The sequence below is a fragment of the Ochrobactrum sp. Q0168 genome (assembly GCF_016427605.1).
Classification (GTDB): domain Bacteria; phylum Pseudomonadota; class Alphaproteobacteria; order Rhizobiales; family Rhizobiaceae; genus Brucella.
Window position 1 is genome coordinate 21,123 of record NZ_JAELXQ010000008.1, and the last position, 15,391, is coordinate 36,513.

Below are 15,391 nucleotides of genomic sequence, written 5' to 3' on the forward strand. Positions count from 1 at the left end.
AAGCTTCAGCCTTTCAGCCTACGGCCGACCGACCGATAATCGAGGCCGGTCTCGGCAATATCTTCCGCCTTATAAACATTGCGCAGGTCGATCAGTACGTTGCCAGCCATCGCTTTTGCGACGCGCTTCAGGTCCAGCGCCCGATAGGCGTTCCATTCGGTCAGAAGCGCCACCACGCCGGCCCCTTCCGCCGCTTCATAAGCCGAATTGCACCAGATCACACCCGGCAGAACGGCTTTGGCCGCATCCATAGCTTCCGGGTCGTGGGCGCGCACCGAAAGTCCTGCCTTCTGGATCGCCGTCACAATATCCAGGGCCGGAGATTCACGAATATCGTCGGTATTCGGCTTGAACGCGATGCCGAGCACCGCGACCGTCTTTGCACCGCTTTCCTTCGCGGCGGAAACGATGCGCTCCGCCATTGACTGCTTGCGCGTTTCGTTGATGGCGATCACTTCCTCGATCAACGACTGCGGCGCGGCGTAGCGCTTGCCGGTTGCTGCAAAGGCGCGTGTGTCTTTCGGGAAGCAGGAGCCGCCAAAGCCCGGGCCAGCATGCAGGAATTTCGAACCGATGCGGTTATCCATCCCGATGGCGCGCGCCACTTCCTGCACATTGCCGCCAGTCTTCTCGCACAGATCCGCGACCTGATTGATGAAGGTCACCTTCATTGCCAGAAATGCATTGGCTGCATATTTGATGATCTCGGCATTTTCGAGCGATGTCACGACCATCGGCGTTTCGCGCAGATAAAGCGGACGATAGAGGCGCTGCATCGCAGCCTTGCCGCTCTCGTCCTCTACGCCGACCACAACGCGGTCGGGCCGCATGAAATCCTCGATGGCCGAGCCTTCGCGCAGGAATTCCGGATTGGAAACCATGGAGAACGGCACACCCGGACGCGCCGCTGCTATGCGGTCGCGGATGCGCGCATTGGTGCCGACGACGACCGTGGATTTGATAACAACCACGGCGCCCGGCTTCATTGCCGCAGCAATCTCATCTGCCGCCGCCTCGATATATTGCAGGTCCGCCTCCCCGTCGCCGCGCCGCGAAGGCGTGCCGACCGCAATGAAAATCACATCCGCATCGGCGACGCTCGATGCGAGATCGGTGCTGAAATCCAGCCGTCCATCACGAATGTTGCGGGTGAGCAATTCGTCGAGGCCCGGCTCGAAAATCGTGACCTTGCCCGCCTCAAGCCGTTCGATGATCGACGGGTTCTTGTCGACACAGGTGACGTGGAAGCCGAATTCGGCAAAACACACACCCGACACCAGACCCACATAGCCCGTTCCGATCATCGCCAGCTTCATATGTTCAGTCCTTCAGTTTGGCTCAGAGCCACTTGTCGTAATCGGAAACCAAGAGGTGTAAGGGCTTCTCGTTTTCTTCAATATTCGAAAAACGGCCAATCGGCTCGCGGAAAATATTGTCGGTGAGATCGTCATTGACGGTCGAGACTTCGCCGATCAGCACGTCGCCGCCCTCGCCCCAGAAGGCATGCCAGTTGCCGGGCAGAAGCGTCACGCTTTCGCCGGGCGACAGTTTCAGATGCGCGCCCGCCTTCTGCGTCACAAGACGACCATCGGTCGCGACCGTAACATCGGACTGTTCGCAGACACTGCCGTCCGGCAGCGAATTGAACAGTTCAAGCACCAGCGTACCGCCACCACGATTGATGATGTCTTCGGCCTTCACCACATGGCGATGCATCGGCGACAGCTGGTTCTCGCGCGAGATCATGATCTTTTCGGCATAAAGCATGCCGCCGCCGCGCTTGAGGTCATCGGCATTGCCGTTGCGTGTCGTAAACAGGAAAAGGCCGAGGTCCTTGAACTTGCCCTGGCCGTAATCCGTAATATCCCAGCCCAGACGCGCATCGCGGATGGCAGCGGCGTCGCTGCTCGTCCGCTGCTTCAGCTCTTCCGGGGTCCAATAGGCGAAGGGCGGCATAATATAGCCGAATGAGCGGATAAACGCGTCGCTTTCGCGGATAATCTCGTTGATTTCTGAGCGCTTCATGACCTCTGGGCCTCCCACGGAATGAAACAGTTTTTGTCTGGTTCGTGTGGTAACTATCTTTTCTGCCTGTTGGCAATCCCGGAAATGCTTTGCATGTCAGCGGTCACGCATATTTGCGGTCCGTCCCGCCTGCCGCAAAAGCGACATTTTGGCGTGTCGTCTTTACGCGAAATCCATGTCGCATCCCAATGCGCGTTTAGAACAGTTCAGTGATTGAATCATGACAACGGAAGCCAGTTCGAAACCCGATACGGGAACGAACAAGCCATTGATGTAGCGGCAAAAGCCGGGCTTCTGGAAGGCAAAGGGAACACCGGATCAGGCCAAGGTCGCTGGGAGAACAGCAAATGCCGATCCTAACGAAGATGAAGCAAGGGTCGTGATGATGGACGTTCGCAATAAAGTGCTGGGGGAAATGCTGGGGCTTTTGACCGGGCGCGATCCCAATTTCAGCCTGGAGCAGAAGTTTTACACCGATCCGGATTTTTACAAGCTGGATTTGGAAAACATCTTCTATCGCGACTGGCTGTTTGTCGGCCATGATTGCGAACTCCCGAAGACCGGCTCTTACATGACCGTGCAGGTCGGCGCCTATCCGGTCGTCATCGTGCGCGACGCGCAGGGCAGCATTCGCGCTTTCCACAATTCCTGCCGCCATCGCGGCTCGCGCATCTGCTCTGCCGAAAAAGGCACGGCCGCCAAGCTCGTCTGCCCCTATCACCAGTGGACCTATGAGCTGGATGGACGCCTGCTCTTCGCGCGTCAGGTCGGCCCGGACTTCAAGCCCGCCGACTATGGCCTGAAGCAGGTGCATTGCGAGACCGTCGCAGGCTATATCTATATCTGCGTCGCCGACGAAGCGCCGGATTTTGCCTCCTTCCGCAATCTCGTCGAACCTTATCTCGCGCCGCACAATATCAAGGACGCGAAGGTCGCTTTCGAAAGCTCGATCATCGAAAAGGGCAACTGGAAGCTCGTCTGGGAAAACAATCGCGAGTGCTATCACTGCGCCGCCAACCATCCGGAACTCTGCCGCACCTATCCCGAAGCGCCATCGGCGACCGGCGTTCAGGGCGTGATGGAAGACCCGGAAATCAACCAGCTCTGGAAGAACTGCGCCAGCGCTGGCCTGCCTGCGGAATTCAAAATGTCCGAAGATGGTCGTTATCGCATCACCCGCATTCCGCTTCTGCGCGATGCCGTGAGCTACACCATGTCGGGCAAGGCTGCCGTCAAGAAGCCACTGAGCGATCAGGTTGCAGGTAGCACCAATATCGGCGCGATGCTGCTTTTCAACTATCCGACCACCTGGAACCATTTGATGGCCGACCACGCCATTTCCTTCCGCGTCTTGCCGATCAGCGCGGAAGAAACCCTCGTCACCACCAAGTGGCTGGTGCACAAGGATGCGGTTGAAGGCGTCGATTACGATCTGGACGAGCTGACCCATGTGTGGCTACAGACCAATGATCAGGATCGGCAGATCGTCGAGGAAAATGCCGTCGGCATCCGCTCGCCCGCCTACCAGCCCGGGCCCTATTCGGTCGAGCATGAAGGCGGCGTGATGCAGTTCCTCGAATGGTACACCAACACGATCACGCCGCGCCTCAGCGGTGAAACGGCCAAGCTTAGCCGCGTGGCCTGATCGGCACAGGACCGAAATACGAATTGAGAAGCGAGAAGGCCATGCAGCCTCTGAAATATCTGGACGAGATGCTGCCGTGGAACGACAGGCTGCAAATGCTGGAATGCATTTCGGCCATCGAAGAAGCGCCCGATGTGATGACCTTCTCCTTCAAGACCGAGGAAGGCAACTGGTTCCGCTATACGCCGGGCCAGTTCGTCACGCTGGAACTGCCGCTGGAACGGGCCGACGGTCTCGGCCCTGTGCTCAGAACTTATACGCTGTCCTCCACGCCGTCGCGGCCCTACCATATTTCGGTGACGGTCAAGGCACAGAAGGACAGCATCGGCACCCGCTGGATGCTCGACAATCTGCGCCCGCCGATGAAGATCAAGGCCTACGGCCCGAACGGCGACTTTTCGCTCGCCAATCATCCGAGCGAAAAATACCTGTTCATCTCGGCTGGTTCCGGCATCACGCCGATGGTTTCCATGACCCGCTGGCTGTTCGACTGCGCACCGGGAACCGACATAGCCTTCATCAATTGCGCCCGCACACCGGATGACATCATCTTCCGCAAGGAACTGGAACTGCTGTCCGGTCGTATGGATGCAATGCGGCTTGCCTTTATTGTCGAGCAGTCATCCGCCCGCCATGTCTGGCCGGGCCTGCACGGACGCATCGACCGGGCGCGGCTTGAACTGCTGGCACCGGATTTCCAGCACCGCAAGGTGTTCTGCTGCGGCCCAGAGCCGTTCATGAACGGCGTGCGCGGATTGCTGGAACAATCCGGCTTCGACATGGCCAATTATCATCAGGAGAGTTTTCAACCCGCGAGCGAAATCTCGTCGGTGCCTGTACCCAGCGCACTTGCACCCGCCGCGCCTGCCGCCGCTGCTGCGGCTCCGGCAGCGCCCGCGGTGGCGGCAGCCAGCGTGGTCTTCAGCCTTTCGGGCGTCGAAGTCGAATGCACCGAAAACGACACCATCCTGCTCGCCGCCCGTAATGGCGGCCTGAAAATACCGAGCGCCTGCGAATTCGGTATTTGCGGCACATGCAAGGTCAAGTGCCTCGGCGGCGAGACCGAAATGAACCACAATGGCGGCATCCGCGATGATGAAATCGCGGAAGGCTACATTCTCGCCTGTTGCAGCCGTCCGCGCGGTCGCGTGGAGATCGACGCTTAAATCAAGCTTTCTTTAGAAACTCGGTTCTCAGCACCAAACCCTTGACCTGTTTGGTACTGCAATCGACTTCGGCGGGATTTCCGGTCAGGCGAATGCCCTTGACCATCGTGCCGCGTTTCAGCGTCGTCGAGGTTCCCTTAACTTTCAGATCCTTGATGAGCGTGACGGAATCGCCGTCATTCAATTGCGTGCCGTTGCTATCGCGCGTGATTTCGTCTGTCATGGTGATCCCTGCCTTTGTTGTCACTGGTCAGTGGCGTCCCTAGCATCCTTATCCATGTTATACCAGAACGTGCATATTCGCTGGTTTCAACGAAACGGGCTCATTATAGTCGCGGTGAAAAGCTGGGAAACGAAGCAGGAGCGCTTATGATCGGTCATGCCCTTATTGTCGTCGATGTCCAGAACGATTTCTGCCCCGGCGGCGCTCTGGCCGTCGCCCGTGGCGATGAAATCCTGCCCGCCGTCAATCGGCTGATCGAGGAAAGCGAGCACGTCATCCTGACGCAGGACTGGCACCCTGCCGGTCATTCGAGCTTCGCCAGCACCCATCCGGGCAAGGCACCTTTCGACACGGTTGAGATGCCCTACGGGCCGCAAACGCTCTGGCCGGATCATTGTGTGCAAGGCAGCTATGGCGCAGATTTTCACCCTGCCCTGCAATGGACGCGGGCGCAGCTCGTCATCCGCAAAGGCTTCCGTTTCGGCATCGACAGCTATTCGGCTTTCTTCGAAAACGACCGTGAAACGCCGACCGGCCTTGCCGGTTACTTGCGCGAGCGCGGCATCGGCTCGCTGACGCTGGCCGGTCTCGCAACCGATTTCTGCGTCGCCTATTCCGCGCTGGATGCGGTTGCGCAAGGATTTCAGGTGCGTGTACGGCTCGATGCCTGCCGCGGCATTGACCTCAACGGCTCCATGAACGCCATGCTGGAACAGATGAAGCAGGCTGGCGTCGAACTGGTTGACGAGCCTGCTTCAGCCGCACATTTACTCTAACTCTCCATCGGGCATGACCACATAGATCAGCACGGCAATGATGGTGATGAAGAATCGGAAGGCCGATTCTATGCCATTCCATGTCTGCGACATCCACATGCCGAACCATTCCCCGCCCATCGAGATGAAGCCGACCTGCCAGACCAGAAAGCCGAGCGAAAGCCCGGCAATGGCCCACTTCTTGGAACGGTTGAAACTGGCGGCGCGATCCGTCAACCGCCCCAGCATCGCGAAGGCGCCGATCCAGCACAGGATCGCGGTCAGCGTTTCAGCCGCAATGATAAGGATGTAACCCGCATGATGCAGGGTTGGATTGTCGATGGCGCGATATTTGATCGATGCATCGGGAAAGATCGTGTCCATCATCAGCACATGCTGAACGAATGCGAAATTGGTGCCGTAATCGGTGATATTGCCGAAGGCCACCAACGTGGCAAAGAATGCGATCGCCGCCACGAAAGCCGTCTTGCTCAAGCGAGTAATGATCATGGGTTCCCCTCGATGGTTCTGTCGATTCGGCCAAATTGGCTACTGGCAAACCATATCATCCGGGGCAATAAAAAAGGCGGCCTAAGCCGCCTTTTGTCATCGATGTCGAAGTTTAATGGCCAATGGCCTCTTCGCTGTCGTCCTGCCAGTGCGGATTAAGCCGGTTATAGCGCAGCGACGACATGAAGGAGAGGCCGATCAGCACTGCGCCGATGAGGCCGGTAATGACTTCCGGTATGTGAACCAGCGTCTGTACATACATAACCACCGCCAGAACGAGGATGGCATAGAACGCGCCATGTTCCAGATAGCGGTATTGGCCGAGCGTCTTGCGCTCCACCAGCATGATGGTGAGCGAGCGCACATAAAAGGCGCCGATGCCAAGACCGATGGCGATGATGAAGAGGTTTGTCGTCAGCGCGAAGGCGCCGATGACGCCGTCAAACGAGAAGCTCGCATCAAGGACTTCGAGATAGATGAAAGCGCCAAGACCGCCACGATGGACCATGTCCATCTGCTCCTGCGTGGCATCCAGCACTTCGCCCAGCCCCTCGACCGCGAGGAAGGTCAGAAGTCCAAACAGGCCTGCAACGAGGAATGTGTGCGAATGAACGGCATCCAGCTGGTAGGAGAAGAACAGGATCAGCGCGATGGCAACGCCGATTTCCACGCCCTGCACGGAAGCGAATTTGGACATGCGGCTTTCGATAGCCTTGATCCAGTGCACATCCTTCTCGACGTCGAAAAAATATTTCATGCCCACCATCAGCAGAAAGGTGCCGCCGAATGCCGCGATACCGGTATGCGATTCCGCAATCACCCGGGCATATTCATTTGGTTGCCAGATGGCGAGTTTGAGCGCTGAAATCGGGTCCGTCCACATGGCGACCGCTACGATGGCCAGCGGGAAAACGATCCGCATGCCGAAAACAGCAATGACGATGCCCCATGTCAGGAAGCGATGCTGCCACTCGGGTGTCATGTCGCGCAGAATGCGCGCATTGACGATGGCATTGTCGAAGGAAAGAGAAATCTCAAGGACGCTCAGGACGGCGCAGATGATGAAAACGGATACCATTCCCCCGAAAGTGCCCGTCATCTCGTATCCGAGCCAGACGGCAGCCGCGAGACCCACGACTGTAAAGATCATGGGCCATGTAAAATAACGTAGGGTGGCCATTGCAAACCGTTTTACTGTTTTGACTATAGACAAAACCCTTCCCGACACCGATCAAAATCACCATGTCGTTCCCCGGACGGGCTAGTGCCTTATGTAAGAGGCATCAAATCGCCAAACAAGGGAAACAACGGCAAAATTTTGTTCATCGACGGAACTGCCTTCCTCCGTGGGTGATCCGACGATTTTACTTTTCATATTCTCAAATTGTTCAATAGGCCTATCTATAGTGATGGGTGAAACGTCGGGCGGAACCTATCCAAACCGTACGGTATCAAACAACACCAAGGATCGATGAGGGCAATTGCACTATGCTTCTTCCAGAAGAGCTTCAACGCCGAATAGAAAAGAGCCTCGCGGAAGGCGGCTTTACCCCGGCGGAAATGCTGCTGCGCCGCGCGCACCATCTGTCTCTCGACAAGAAGAACGGTTCGGGCGCAGCCGCAGACACGCTGCTGAAGGAAGCCGGTTTCGGCATTAACGCTAACGATCTGTCCGAAGTCATCGAAAAGACGCCGTGGCTTCTGGAAGTCATCCTTCTGGGCGCCAATCGCAAGCCCGACGGCAATACAGGACATCACTAGTTCACAGGACGGAAAGCGGCAGCGCCTACGCTTTTCTTCGCTACCCTTTGCCCTATATCGCGCTACGGGGCTTTGCACGCCGATCCGTTCCGATCTTGCATTGAAACGAAGTCACAACAGGGGCCATCCATGACGATATTGAAACGTTCTTTTGCTGCTACTTGCACGGCAATGCTCGTAGCAGGCAGCATGATTGCTGCTCCTGTCGCCAAGGCCTGCACACGCCTCGTCTATCACGGCGCCAATGACCAGATCATCACGGCGCGTTCCATGGACTGGAAGGTCGATGTGGCGACCAATCTGTGGATTTTCCCGCGCGGCATGAAGCGTTCCGGCGAAGCTGGGCCGAATTCCGTGCAGTGGCAATCCAAATATGGCAGCGTCATTGCATCCGGCTATGACATTTCAACCACCGACGGCCTCAATGAAGCGGGACTTTCGGCCAGCGTGCTCTGGCTTGTGGAATCGGAATATCCACCCTTCGATGAAAAGCATCCAAGCCTCAGCATTGCCGCCTGGGCGCAATATGTCCTCGACAATTTTGCAACCGTCGATGAAGCCGTCAAAGCGCTGAGCGACAATCCGTTCAATATCGTGACGGACAAGGTGCCAGGCGAAGATCGCCTCGCGACGCTGCATCTCGCCATGTCCGATTCCAGCGGCGACAGCGCCATCATCGAATATATTGATGGCAAGCAGGTCATCCACCACGGCAAGCAATATCCGGTGATGACCAATTCGCCCACCTTCGACCAGCAGCTGGCGCTCAACGCCTATTGGAAGGATATCGGCGGAACCGTCATGCTGCCGGGCACCAATCGCGCCGCTGACCGCTTTGCCCGGGCTTCGTTCTACGTCGACGCCATTCCGAAAACAGAAGATCCTGTGAAGACCATTGCCAGCGTTTTTAGCGTGATTCGCAATGTCTCGGTGCCGTTCGGCATCAGCACGCCGGATCAGCCGAATATTTCATCGACCCGCTGGCGCACCGTGGCCGACCACAAGCGCAAGCTCTATTTCTTCGAATCCGCACTGACGCCGAATACATTCTGGATTGACCTCAACAAGGTCGATTTTTCGCCCGAAACCGGCAAGGTGAAGAAGCTTGATCTCGGACCCGACCAGACCAATACCTTCTCCGGCTTGGCCAACGATCAGTTCAAGGAAACCGAACCGTTCAAGTTCCTTGGACTTTAACGCCCCCCTAAGGCCCCGCCCAATGGCGGGGTCTTTCTCTGGTGGCTGTATTAGCAGCCATCCACGCGCTGGAGCGATGCTGACAGCCCGATCAGCGAGAATGTATAGCGCGTCTGCGTGCCGCGCGCCGAAACCGCCTGTACATTGACCGTCTTGCCTGCACGCATTGCCTTTATGATCCGCGTTTCGTCGGCGACATTTTCCGCCCAGGCGCGATTGCCTTCGCTGAAGAATGGAAATGCGGTGCCGTCAACCATGACATTCACGGCATTGTCTGACTTGAGATCATAGCCCATGACAAGCTGAGGGCTGTATTGCCCGCCCGACTTGGAAATAATAATGAAATTATCGCCGTGCCTGACATCGACGGGATGAAATTTAATCGGAACCGTCAAAGCATAGCATTTGTTACCGGGAAGATCAGTGTTTTGATAAACACCCCAGTCCCTGAATTCTCCGATATAATTCGTCTTTGCCGTCGCCACGAGAGAACTCGCTACCAACCCTGCCAGTGCTAACGCAACGGTGGTTGCATTTTTTCTCATCGCCCAAAACCTCCATAATATTACAAAATCACGCATGTTAAAAAATTATAACATTGCGTTACTATTTCCTTAACAAAGACCTAAAAATTTGTTGAAAATTTGAGAATATGGTTCCGCAATTCGAGCAGCGCGAGGCCAGCAGGGCGGTCAGGATCAAGAATGGTGGGGGTCTGAAAGAGGAGAAGCACAAACGGAATATGCCCAGCCGCCGAAACACGAAGGCCGTTCTGCAAGTCGTTGCTTTTAAAGAGAATGGTGGGCCCGGAGGGACTCGAACCCCCAACCAAGCGGTTATGAGCCGCCGGCTCTAACCAATTGAGCTACAGGCCCCACGCAACACTGCACGTACCCTAAAGAAAAGGAAGATACAACTGTCAAATCTGTCAGCCGCCCTAATGCGCACATATTCGATTGCGATGCATGGCATCAGCAGGCCACGATGGTCAGGATTTGAAGCTCCCGGTTGCATTAAACGGGCATTTCCATTCTTATATCATGGCGATGCGCATGAGAGGGAACTTAAGAAACTAACGATTTCAATGACAAAGCGGGCCGGCAAATCCGGATCGCTCACAATAAGCTGCCTCAACATTCTCTACAGGAGATTTCATGAAAAACCGCGCTACCACGCTTATAGCAGCCTCTTTTTCGGCAATCATGCTCGCAGGCGCTCTCGCCCTGCCTGCCGCAGCCCAGGAGAACCAGATGTCGAGACAGCCTGCGCGCATTGCCGTGACCGGTGAAGGCACCACGACTGCCGCTCCCGATATGGCGATTCTCAATCTCACCGTTCTGCGCGAAGCAAAGACCGCGCGCGAAGCGATGACCGCCAATAACGAAGCCATGGCCAAGGTTCTCGACGCCATGAAAAAGGCTGGCATCGAAGAACGCGATCTTCAGACCGGCGGCATCAATATTCAGCCGCGTTATGTCTTTCCCGATGACAAGAATGGCCTCAAGGAGCCCAGCATCACAAGCTATGCGGTCTCCAACAGCCTGACGGTGCGCGTTCGCGATCTCGCCAAGGTGGGCGAAGTGCTGGACCAGTCCATCACGCTCGGCGTCAATCAGGGCGGCGATCTGAGCTTCGTCAACGACAATCCGGCTGCGACCATCAACGAAGCGCGCAAGCGCGCCGTGGCCGACGCTGCCGCCAAGGCCAAGACGCTTGCCGATGCCGCAGGGGTCGGTCTCGGTCGCGTTATTGAAATCACCGAACAGGGCCGTCCGCCCATGCCGATGCCAATCGCACGTGGCCAGTTCAAAACGATGGCTGCCGCCGCTCCGGAAGACTCGGTGCCGGTCGCGGCTGGCGAAAACAGCTTCAATGTTTCGGTCAATGTCGTCTACGAGATCACACAGCCCAAGGAATAACGACAGTTCCAGACAACAAAAAGGGGCGACAGGCGCCCCTTTTTCTTTTATCTGTGCATCCCATTAACGGATGATCGGGCAGCCGCGCGCATTGGCGAATACAACGCCGCTTGGACGGCCGTGACGATAGCCGCGCACCTGCACGGATTTGCCGCGATACATGACACGCGCATTGCGAATGCCCATGCGATGCGCCTTCATCTTGGCAGTTTCAACCGAGCAGGCTGGCCCGCGATAGGCCGGGCGACCATGATGCGGGCGGCCGCGATAATCGACATCAATAACTGCGGCATGGGCAGCGGTGCTGACAGCCGGGCCGCTCATCGGAGACGCGGCATTCGCCGATGCGCCGACCGTAAAGACAGCGGCAAGACCGAGCGCAGCGGTAACGGCAAACGACTTGAGCGAAATAGCGGACATGTTGAACCTCTTCCAATTGAGTGTCAGGCCCTCCGCCTGAGACAGCCGACACTTAGCCCCTGGAAGATGAACGAAAAGAAAAGCCGTCGTTCATCGGCCATTCAGTAAAGCCGAGGACATTCAAAGGTACGTCATAAAATACAATAAGTTCAAAGGATTAAGAGAGGTACAAAAACCATTCCGCTCTCTATTAAATTTAAGCAATGTTATAAATTACGCTCAGCTCAATCCGGCACGACCATGTGATCGAGATAATCTTCGTCGTCTTTCATGTCGTGATCGAAGGCGGTTACCTTGCCGCGCACGGAAATTCCGGCTTCATGCACGGTTTCCCGCGAACCGGAAACCAGCGGATGCCACCAATAAAGGTCGGAGCCTTCGGCGACGAGGCGATAGGCGCAGGTGAAAGGCAACCAGTTCACTTCATCGACGATTTTCGGCGTCAGGAATACGCAATCCGGCACGGTAGCCCTGCGATTTGGATAATCACGGCACTGGCAGGTTTCCGGGTTGAGCAGCGTACAGGCCACGCTCGTCAAATAAATCTCGTCGGTATCGTCGTCCAGCAACTTATGCAGACAGCACTGGCCACAACCGTCGCACAGGCTTTCCCACTCGCTGCGGGTCAGCTGATTGAGCTTTTTGGTTTTCCAGAAAGGTTTGTCGGTCATGTCTGAGCCTATATCGGAATTATGTCGGGAATAGCGTGGACAAATCGCCGCCCCAATCACGGCTAGAGCATTTCCAGCAAAAGTGCGAAGCGGTTTTGCGTAGGACAATGCGAAAAAACAAATGGATAGAGCAGTCCCAATGATTCCGATAAAACAGGAACTGCTCTAATTGATACTGCCAATTGACTATTGAAAGCCCGATCTGCCTGGGCTAAGCAAAACCGTCATCTCAATGATCGTAAGCGTCTAACGTCAGGCAACGCATCAACCGACCGGAAACGGCCGCCGATGCACTGACGTTGTGTTCCGCTTTCCGCTCTGAATTTCAGGTATTCTTATGTCAAATTATGACCCAGCGCGTCGCAGAAAGCTGCCAGCGCGTTACGCCTCTATCGTCATGCCGCTCATTCTTTCGATGCTGATGACGCTTGTGGTTTCCCTGATCGCCACGGCAAAAAGCCTTGGTTTTGCCCATCCCGAACTTGCATCCAACTGGATGAGTTCATGGGTGGTTTCGTGGATCGTAGCTTTCCCCGTTCTGCTGATGCTTTTGCCGATTGTGCGCAGAATGGTTGCTTTTGTGTGCCATCCGCACTGATCCGGTCCGCCGGACAGATGAATAACAAGCGCCGCGCATGATCCCATGCGCGGCGCTTTCATTTGAAATGGAGATGATCAGCGGAAGATATGCTCGCCTTGCTCATCCACGATCTGACGACCCTTGTTCAGCGCAATGCTGGCGGCATCTTCGATACCAGGGCAGCGATCAGCGCGAACGAAACGATATTCCTTCAGCTCACCATTGATCGTTTTGGAGATCACACCGCACACCTGATACTGACCGCCCTCGCTGTAAGGTGTGGCAACAATCAGAAAATCCTTGTGCTCGATGCGACCGGCCTCTTTCGGCTCGGCTGATTTCTCAGCGGCTTCGCCACCGCCGCCGAACAGGCGCTTCAAAAACGACATGGTTTCCTCCGGTTTTAAGAATCGAGGAACGAACGCAGCTTGCGCGAACGGCTCGGATGCTTGAGCTTGCGCAGCGCCTTCGCTTCGATCTGACGGATACGTTCGCGGGTAACCGAGAACTGCTGACCGACTTCTTCAAGCGTGTGGTCGGTGTTCATACCGATACCGAAACGCATACGCAGAACGCGCTCTTCACGCGGCGTCAGCGAAGCCAGAACGCGGGTCGTCGTATCGCGAAGGTTCGCCTGAATGGCGGCGTCAATCGGCAGAAGCGCGTTCTTGTCCTCGATGAAATCGCCCAGATGTGAATCTTCCTCGTCGCCGACCGGCGTTTCGAGAGAGATCGGCTCCTTGGCGATCTTCAACACCTTGCGCACTTTTTCGAGCGGCATGGCGAGCTTTTCCGCCAGTTCTTCCGGCGTCGGCTCGCGACCGATTTCGTGCAGCATCTGGCGCGACGTGCGAACGATCTTGTTGATCGTTTCGATCATATGCACCGGAATACGGATGGTGCGCGCCTGATCGGCAATCGAACGGGTGATCGCCTGACGAATCCACCAGGTCGCATAGGTCGAGAACTTGTAACCGCGACGGTATTCGAACTTATCGACCGCTTTCATCAGGCCGATATTGCCTTCCTGAATGAGATCGAGGAACTGCAGACCACGGTTGGTGTATTTCTTAGCGATGGAAATCACGAGACGCAGATTGGCCTCGACCATTTCCTTCTTGGCGATGCTGGCTTCGCGTTCGCCCTTCTGCACCTGATTGACGATGCGGCGGAATTCGCCGATCGAAATCGCGGTTTCAGTGGCGAGATTCTGAATTTCGCTGCGCAGACGGGCAATCGTGCCCACTTCCTTGGTGGCGAAATCCTTCCAGCCGCGAGCCGACAGCAGACCGACGCGCTCAACCCAATTCGGGTCGAGTTCGTGGCCCTGATATTCCTTGAGGAACTCGTCGCGGCGCACGCCAAACGATTCAGCCAGACGCAGAAGCTTGCCTTCGTTCTGAACCAGACGCTTGTTGATATCGTAAAGCTGTTCGACCAGCTGTTCGATGCGGTTCTGGTTGAGAGAGAGCGACTTCACGGCCGTGATAAGCTCGTCTTTCAGTTCCTTATAGCGGCGCTCCTGGCTGGAGGAGAGTTCGCCAGTCGCGGCCAGACGGCCTTCAACCTGCTGGTCTTGCAGCTTGCGCAGCTTCTTGTAGGTATCGGCGATGAGGTCGAGCGTTTCCATGACCTGCGGACGCAGTTCGGCTTCCATGGCCGCCAGCGACAGGTTGGCTTCGTCCTCGTCCTCTTCTTCCTCTTCCGCCGGCATGTCGCCGCCGACATTGGTGATGTCGTCGTCGTCACGCGAACGGCGCGCCGGCTTGTCGTCGCGCGGGCGTTCTTCTTCCACACGCTCGATTACCGGGGCCTGCTTGGCTTCCGGACCGGCATAGGTGGTTTCGAGATCGATGATTTCGCGCAGGAGAATGTTGGATTCATTCAGCTGATCGCGCCAGATGATGATGGCCTGGAAGGTCAGCGGGCTTTCGCACAGCCCGGCAATCATCGTTTCGCGACCGGCTTCGATGCGCTTTGCAATGGCGATTTCGCCTTCGCGCGACAGAAGCTCCACCGAACCCATTTCACGCAGATACATGCGCACGGGATCGTCAGTGCGGTCGGTCGGCTCTTTCTTGGTCGTCGTGGTGGCAACGGCAGTGCCGCCCGCCTCGACCAGATCGCCGCCTTCTTCCGCGTCGTCGTCGTTATTTTCTTCGCGATCGTTGTCTTGCTCGTCGTCTTCAACGACGTTGATGCCCATGTCGGACAGCATGGCCATGGTGTCTTCGATCTGTTCCGACGTCACTTCCTCGGAAGGAAGAACGGCGTTCAGCTCGTCCATGGTCACATAGCCACGCTTCTTCGCGACCTTGATCATCTTCTTGACAGCATCGTCAGAAAGGTCGAGAAGCGGACCGTCGGCGGCACCTTCGCGCTCGACTTCGGCTTCTTCGTTTTCCTTAACCTTCGTTGCCATATGTTCTTCTCCAGGCGACCCCGGTCGCTTTTAAGATATATAGAGTGTCCGAACGGTTTTGCGAGGCTGCAAGCCGCCGGTTGATTCTGCGAGTAGC

The 15,391-nt window shown here is 56.4% G+C and carries 17 protein-coding genes and 1 tRNA gene; 7 read left to right on the plus strand and 11 right to left on the minus strand.

Going from position 1 to position 15,391, the window contains the following annotated elements:
* Nucleotides 1-5: 5 nt before the first annotated feature.
* Together JAU75_RS14960 and JAU75_RS14965 are read right to left on the minus strand one after the other, a co-directional pair.
* A complete protein-coding gene (locus JAU75_RS14960) occupies nucleotides 6-1,316 on the minus strand; it encodes a UDP-glucose/GDP-mannose dehydrogenase family protein (RefSeq protein ID WP_199057301.1) in 1,311 nt (436 codons plus the stop codon).
* A 22-nt stretch (nucleotides 1,317-1,338) separates the two neighbouring features.
* A complete protein-coding gene (locus JAU75_RS14965) occupies nucleotides 1,339-2,025 on the minus strand; it encodes a D-lyxose/D-mannose family sugar isomerase (RefSeq protein ID WP_199057302.1) in 687 nt (228 codons plus the stop codon).
* Nucleotides 2,026-2,410: 385 nt separating this feature from the next.
* Here JAU75_RS14965 and JAU75_RS14970 point away from each other — a divergent pair, with 385 nt between their 5' ends.
* Both JAU75_RS14970 and JAU75_RS14975 read left to right on the plus strand, forming a co-directional pair.
* The gene (locus JAU75_RS14970) at nucleotides 2,411-3,670 is read left to right on the plus strand and encodes an aromatic ring-hydroxylating dioxygenase subunit alpha (protein WP_199057303.1); all 1,260 of its coding nucleotides are present in this window, start codon (nucleotides 2,411-2,413) and stop codon (nucleotides 3,668-3,670) included.
* A gap of 41 nt (nucleotides 3,671-3,711) precedes the next feature.
* Nucleotides 3,712-4,836: a hybrid-cluster NAD(P)-dependent oxidoreductase gene (locus JAU75_RS14975; RefSeq protein WP_199057304.1), complete on the plus strand. Its 1,125-nt coding sequence runs from the start codon at nucleotides 3,712-3,714 to the stop codon at nucleotides 4,834-4,836.
* A 1-nt stretch (nucleotide 4,837) separates the two neighbouring features.
* Here JAU75_RS14975 and JAU75_RS14980 read toward each other — a convergent pair whose 3' ends face one another.
* Nucleotides 4,838-5,059, minus strand: a complete 222-nt coding sequence (locus tag JAU75_RS14980; protein ID WP_121536434.1) for an alkylphosphonate utilization protein — start codon at nucleotides 5,057-5,059, stop codon at nucleotides 4,838-4,840.
* A 146-nt stretch (nucleotides 5,060-5,205) separates the two neighbouring features.
* Here JAU75_RS14980 and pncA point away from each other — a divergent pair, with 146 nt between their 5' ends.
* Nucleotides 5,206-5,835 carry a bifunctional nicotinamidase/pyrazinamidase gene (gene pncA / locus JAU75_RS14985; protein WP_199057305.1) on the plus strand — a complete coding sequence of 210 codons (630 nt, stop codon included), beginning with the start codon at nucleotides 5,206-5,208 and terminating at the stop codon, nucleotides 5,833-5,835.
* Here pncA and JAU75_RS14990 read toward each other — a convergent pair.
* Both JAU75_RS14990 and JAU75_RS14995 read right to left on the minus strand, forming a co-directional pair.
* Nucleotides 5,827-6,324 carry a DUF2165 domain-containing protein gene (locus JAU75_RS14990; RefSeq protein WP_199057306.1) on the minus strand — a complete coding sequence of 166 codons (498 nt, stop codon included), beginning with the start codon at nucleotides 6,322-6,324 and terminating at the stop codon, nucleotides 5,827-5,829. The two genes, pncA and JAU75_RS14990, sit on opposite strands and share 9 nt — an antisense overlap.
* Before the next feature lie 112 nt (nucleotides 6,325-6,436).
* Complete coding sequence (locus JAU75_RS14995; RefSeq protein ID WP_199057307.1) at nucleotides 6,437-7,504, minus strand: DUF475 domain-containing protein; 1,068 nt, start codon at nucleotides 7,502-7,504, stop codon at nucleotides 6,437-6,439.
* Between the two features lie 308 nt (nucleotides 7,505-7,812).
* Between JAU75_RS14995 and JAU75_RS15000 the strand changes: the two genes are divergently transcribed.
* Nucleotides 7,813-8,085 (plus strand): hypothetical protein, encoded by a 273-nt coding sequence (locus JAU75_RS15000; RefSeq protein ID WP_199057308.1) that lies wholly within the window; start codon nucleotides 7,813-7,815, stop codon nucleotides 8,083-8,085.
* A gap of 129 nt (nucleotides 8,086-8,214) precedes the next feature.
* On the plus strand, nucleotides 8,215-9,282 hold the full coding sequence (locus tag JAU75_RS15005) for a linear amide C-N hydrolase (protein WP_199057309.1): 1,068 nt from the start codon (nucleotides 8,215-8,217) through the stop codon (nucleotides 9,280-9,282).
* A 50-nt stretch (nucleotides 9,283-9,332) separates the two neighbouring features.
* On the opposite strand, the gene JAU75_RS15010 is transcribed toward JAU75_RS15005, so the two are convergent.
* Both JAU75_RS15010 and JAU75_RS15015 read right to left on the minus strand, forming a co-directional pair.
* Entirely contained in the window at nucleotides 9,333-9,827 is a 495-nt protein-coding gene (locus JAU75_RS15010) for an invasion associated locus B family protein (protein ID WP_199057310.1), read from the minus strand.
* Between the two features lie 253 nt (nucleotides 9,828-10,080).
* Nucleotides 10,081-10,157: transfer RNA gene (locus JAU75_RS15015), tRNA-Ile, on the minus strand.
* Nucleotides 10,158-10,436: 279 nt separating this feature from the next.
* Between JAU75_RS15015 and JAU75_RS15020 the strand changes: the two genes are divergently transcribed.
* Nucleotides 10,437-11,201: an SIMPL domain-containing protein gene (locus tag JAU75_RS15020; RefSeq protein ID WP_199057311.1), complete on the plus strand. Its 765-nt coding sequence runs from the start codon at nucleotides 10,437-10,439 to the stop codon at nucleotides 11,199-11,201.
* Nucleotides 11,202-11,264: 63 nt separating this feature from the next.
* Here JAU75_RS15020 and JAU75_RS15025 read toward each other — a convergent pair whose 3' ends face one another.
* Together JAU75_RS15025 and JAU75_RS15030 are read right to left on the minus strand one after the other, a co-directional pair.
* Nucleotides 11,265-11,621, minus strand: coding sequence for an antifreeze protein (locus JAU75_RS15025; protein ID WP_199057312.1), 357 nt, complete (start codon nucleotides 11,619-11,621; stop codon nucleotides 11,265-11,267).
* Nucleotides 11,622-11,845: 224 nt separating this feature from the next.
* Nucleotides 11,846-12,292, minus strand: coding sequence for a YcgN family cysteine cluster protein (locus tag JAU75_RS15030; protein WP_199057313.1), 447 nt, complete (start codon nucleotides 12,290-12,292; stop codon nucleotides 11,846-11,848).
* 337 nt (nucleotides 12,293-12,629) lie between these two features.
* On the opposite strand from JAU75_RS15030, the gene JAU75_RS15035 reads away from it, so the two are divergent.
* Nucleotides 12,630-12,890: a DUF2798 domain-containing protein gene (locus JAU75_RS15035; protein WP_199057314.1), complete on the plus strand. Its 261-nt coding sequence runs from the start codon at nucleotides 12,630-12,632 to the stop codon at nucleotides 12,888-12,890.
* Between the two features lie 77 nt (nucleotides 12,891-12,967).
* Here the strand turns inward: JAU75_RS15035 and JAU75_RS15040 are convergent, their stop codons facing one another.
* Both JAU75_RS15040 and rpoD read right to left on the minus strand, forming a co-directional pair.
* The gene (locus JAU75_RS15040; protein ID WP_199057315.1) at nucleotides 12,968-13,261 is read right to left on the minus strand and encodes an HlyU family transcriptional regulator; all 294 of its coding nucleotides are present in this window, start codon (nucleotides 13,259-13,261) and stop codon (nucleotides 12,968-12,970) included.
* A 14-nt stretch (nucleotides 13,262-13,275) separates the two neighbouring features.
* The gene (gene rpoD, locus JAU75_RS15045) at nucleotides 13,276-15,294 is read right to left on the minus strand and encodes an RNA polymerase sigma factor RpoD (RefSeq protein ID WP_199057316.1); all 2,019 of its coding nucleotides are present in this window, start codon (nucleotides 15,292-15,294) and stop codon (nucleotides 13,276-13,278) included.
* Between the last annotated feature and the right edge of the window lie 97 nt (nucleotides 15,295-15,391).

Bases quoted from the DNA above. Each gene is read 5' to 3' on its own strand.
- JAU75_RS14960 (WP_199057301.1), bottom strand. From the start codon at position 1,316: ATGAAGCTGGCGATGATCGGAACGGGCTATGTGGGTCTGGTGTCGGGT.
- JAU75_RS14965 (WP_199057302.1), bottom strand. From the start codon at position 2,025: ATGAAGCGCTCAGAAATCAACGAGATTATCCGCGAAAGCGACGCGTTT.
- JAU75_RS14970 (WP_199057303.1), top strand. From the start codon at position 2,411: ATGGACGTTCGCAATAAAGTGCTGGGGGAAATGCTGGGGCTTTTGACC.
- JAU75_RS14975 (WP_199057304.1), top strand. From the start codon at position 3,712: ATGCAGCCTCTGAAATATCTGGACGAGATGCTGCCGTGGAACGACAGG.
- JAU75_RS14980 (WP_121536434.1), bottom strand. From the start codon at position 5,059: ATGACAGACGAAATCACGCGCGATAGCAACGGCACGCAATTGAATGAC.
- pncA (WP_199057305.1), top strand. From the start codon at position 5,206: ATGATCGGTCATGCCCTTATTGTCGTCGATGTCCAGAACGATTTCTGC.
- JAU75_RS14990 (WP_199057306.1), bottom strand. From the start codon at position 6,324: ATGATCATTACTCGCTTGAGCAAGACGGCTTTCGTGGCGGCGATCGCA.
- JAU75_RS14995 (WP_199057307.1), bottom strand. From the start codon at position 7,504: ATGGCCACCCTACGTTATTTTACATGGCCCATGATCTTTACAGTCGTG.
- JAU75_RS15000 (WP_199057308.1), top strand. From the start codon at position 7,813: ATGCTTCTTCCAGAAGAGCTTCAACGCCGAATAGAAAAGAGCCTCGCG.
- JAU75_RS15005 (WP_199057309.1), top strand. From the start codon at position 8,215: ATGACGATATTGAAACGTTCTTTTGCTGCTACTTGCACGGCAATGCTC.
- JAU75_RS15010 (WP_199057310.1), bottom strand. From the start codon at position 9,827: ATGAGAAAAAATGCAACCACCGTTGCGTTAGCACTGGCAGGGTTGGTA.
- JAU75_RS15020 (WP_199057311.1), top strand. From the start codon at position 10,437: ATGAAAAACCGCGCTACCACGCTTATAGCAGCCTCTTTTTCGGCAATC.
- JAU75_RS15025 (WP_199057312.1), bottom strand. From the start codon at position 11,621: ATGTCCGCTATTTCGCTCAAGTCGTTTGCCGTTACCGCTGCGCTCGGT.
- JAU75_RS15030 (WP_199057313.1), bottom strand. From the start codon at position 12,292: ATGACCGACAAACCTTTCTGGAAAACCAAAAAGCTCAATCAGCTGACC.
- JAU75_RS15035 (WP_199057314.1), top strand. From the start codon at position 12,630: ATGTCAAATTATGACCCAGCGCGTCGCAGAAAGCTGCCAGCGCGTTAC.
- JAU75_RS15040 (WP_199057315.1), bottom strand. From the start codon at position 13,261: ATGTCGTTTTTGAAGCGCCTGTTCGGCGGCGGTGGCGAAGCCGCTGAG.
- rpoD (WP_199057316.1), bottom strand. From the start codon at position 15,294: ATGGCAACGAAGGTTAAGGAAAACGAAGAAGCCGAAGTCGAGCGCGAA.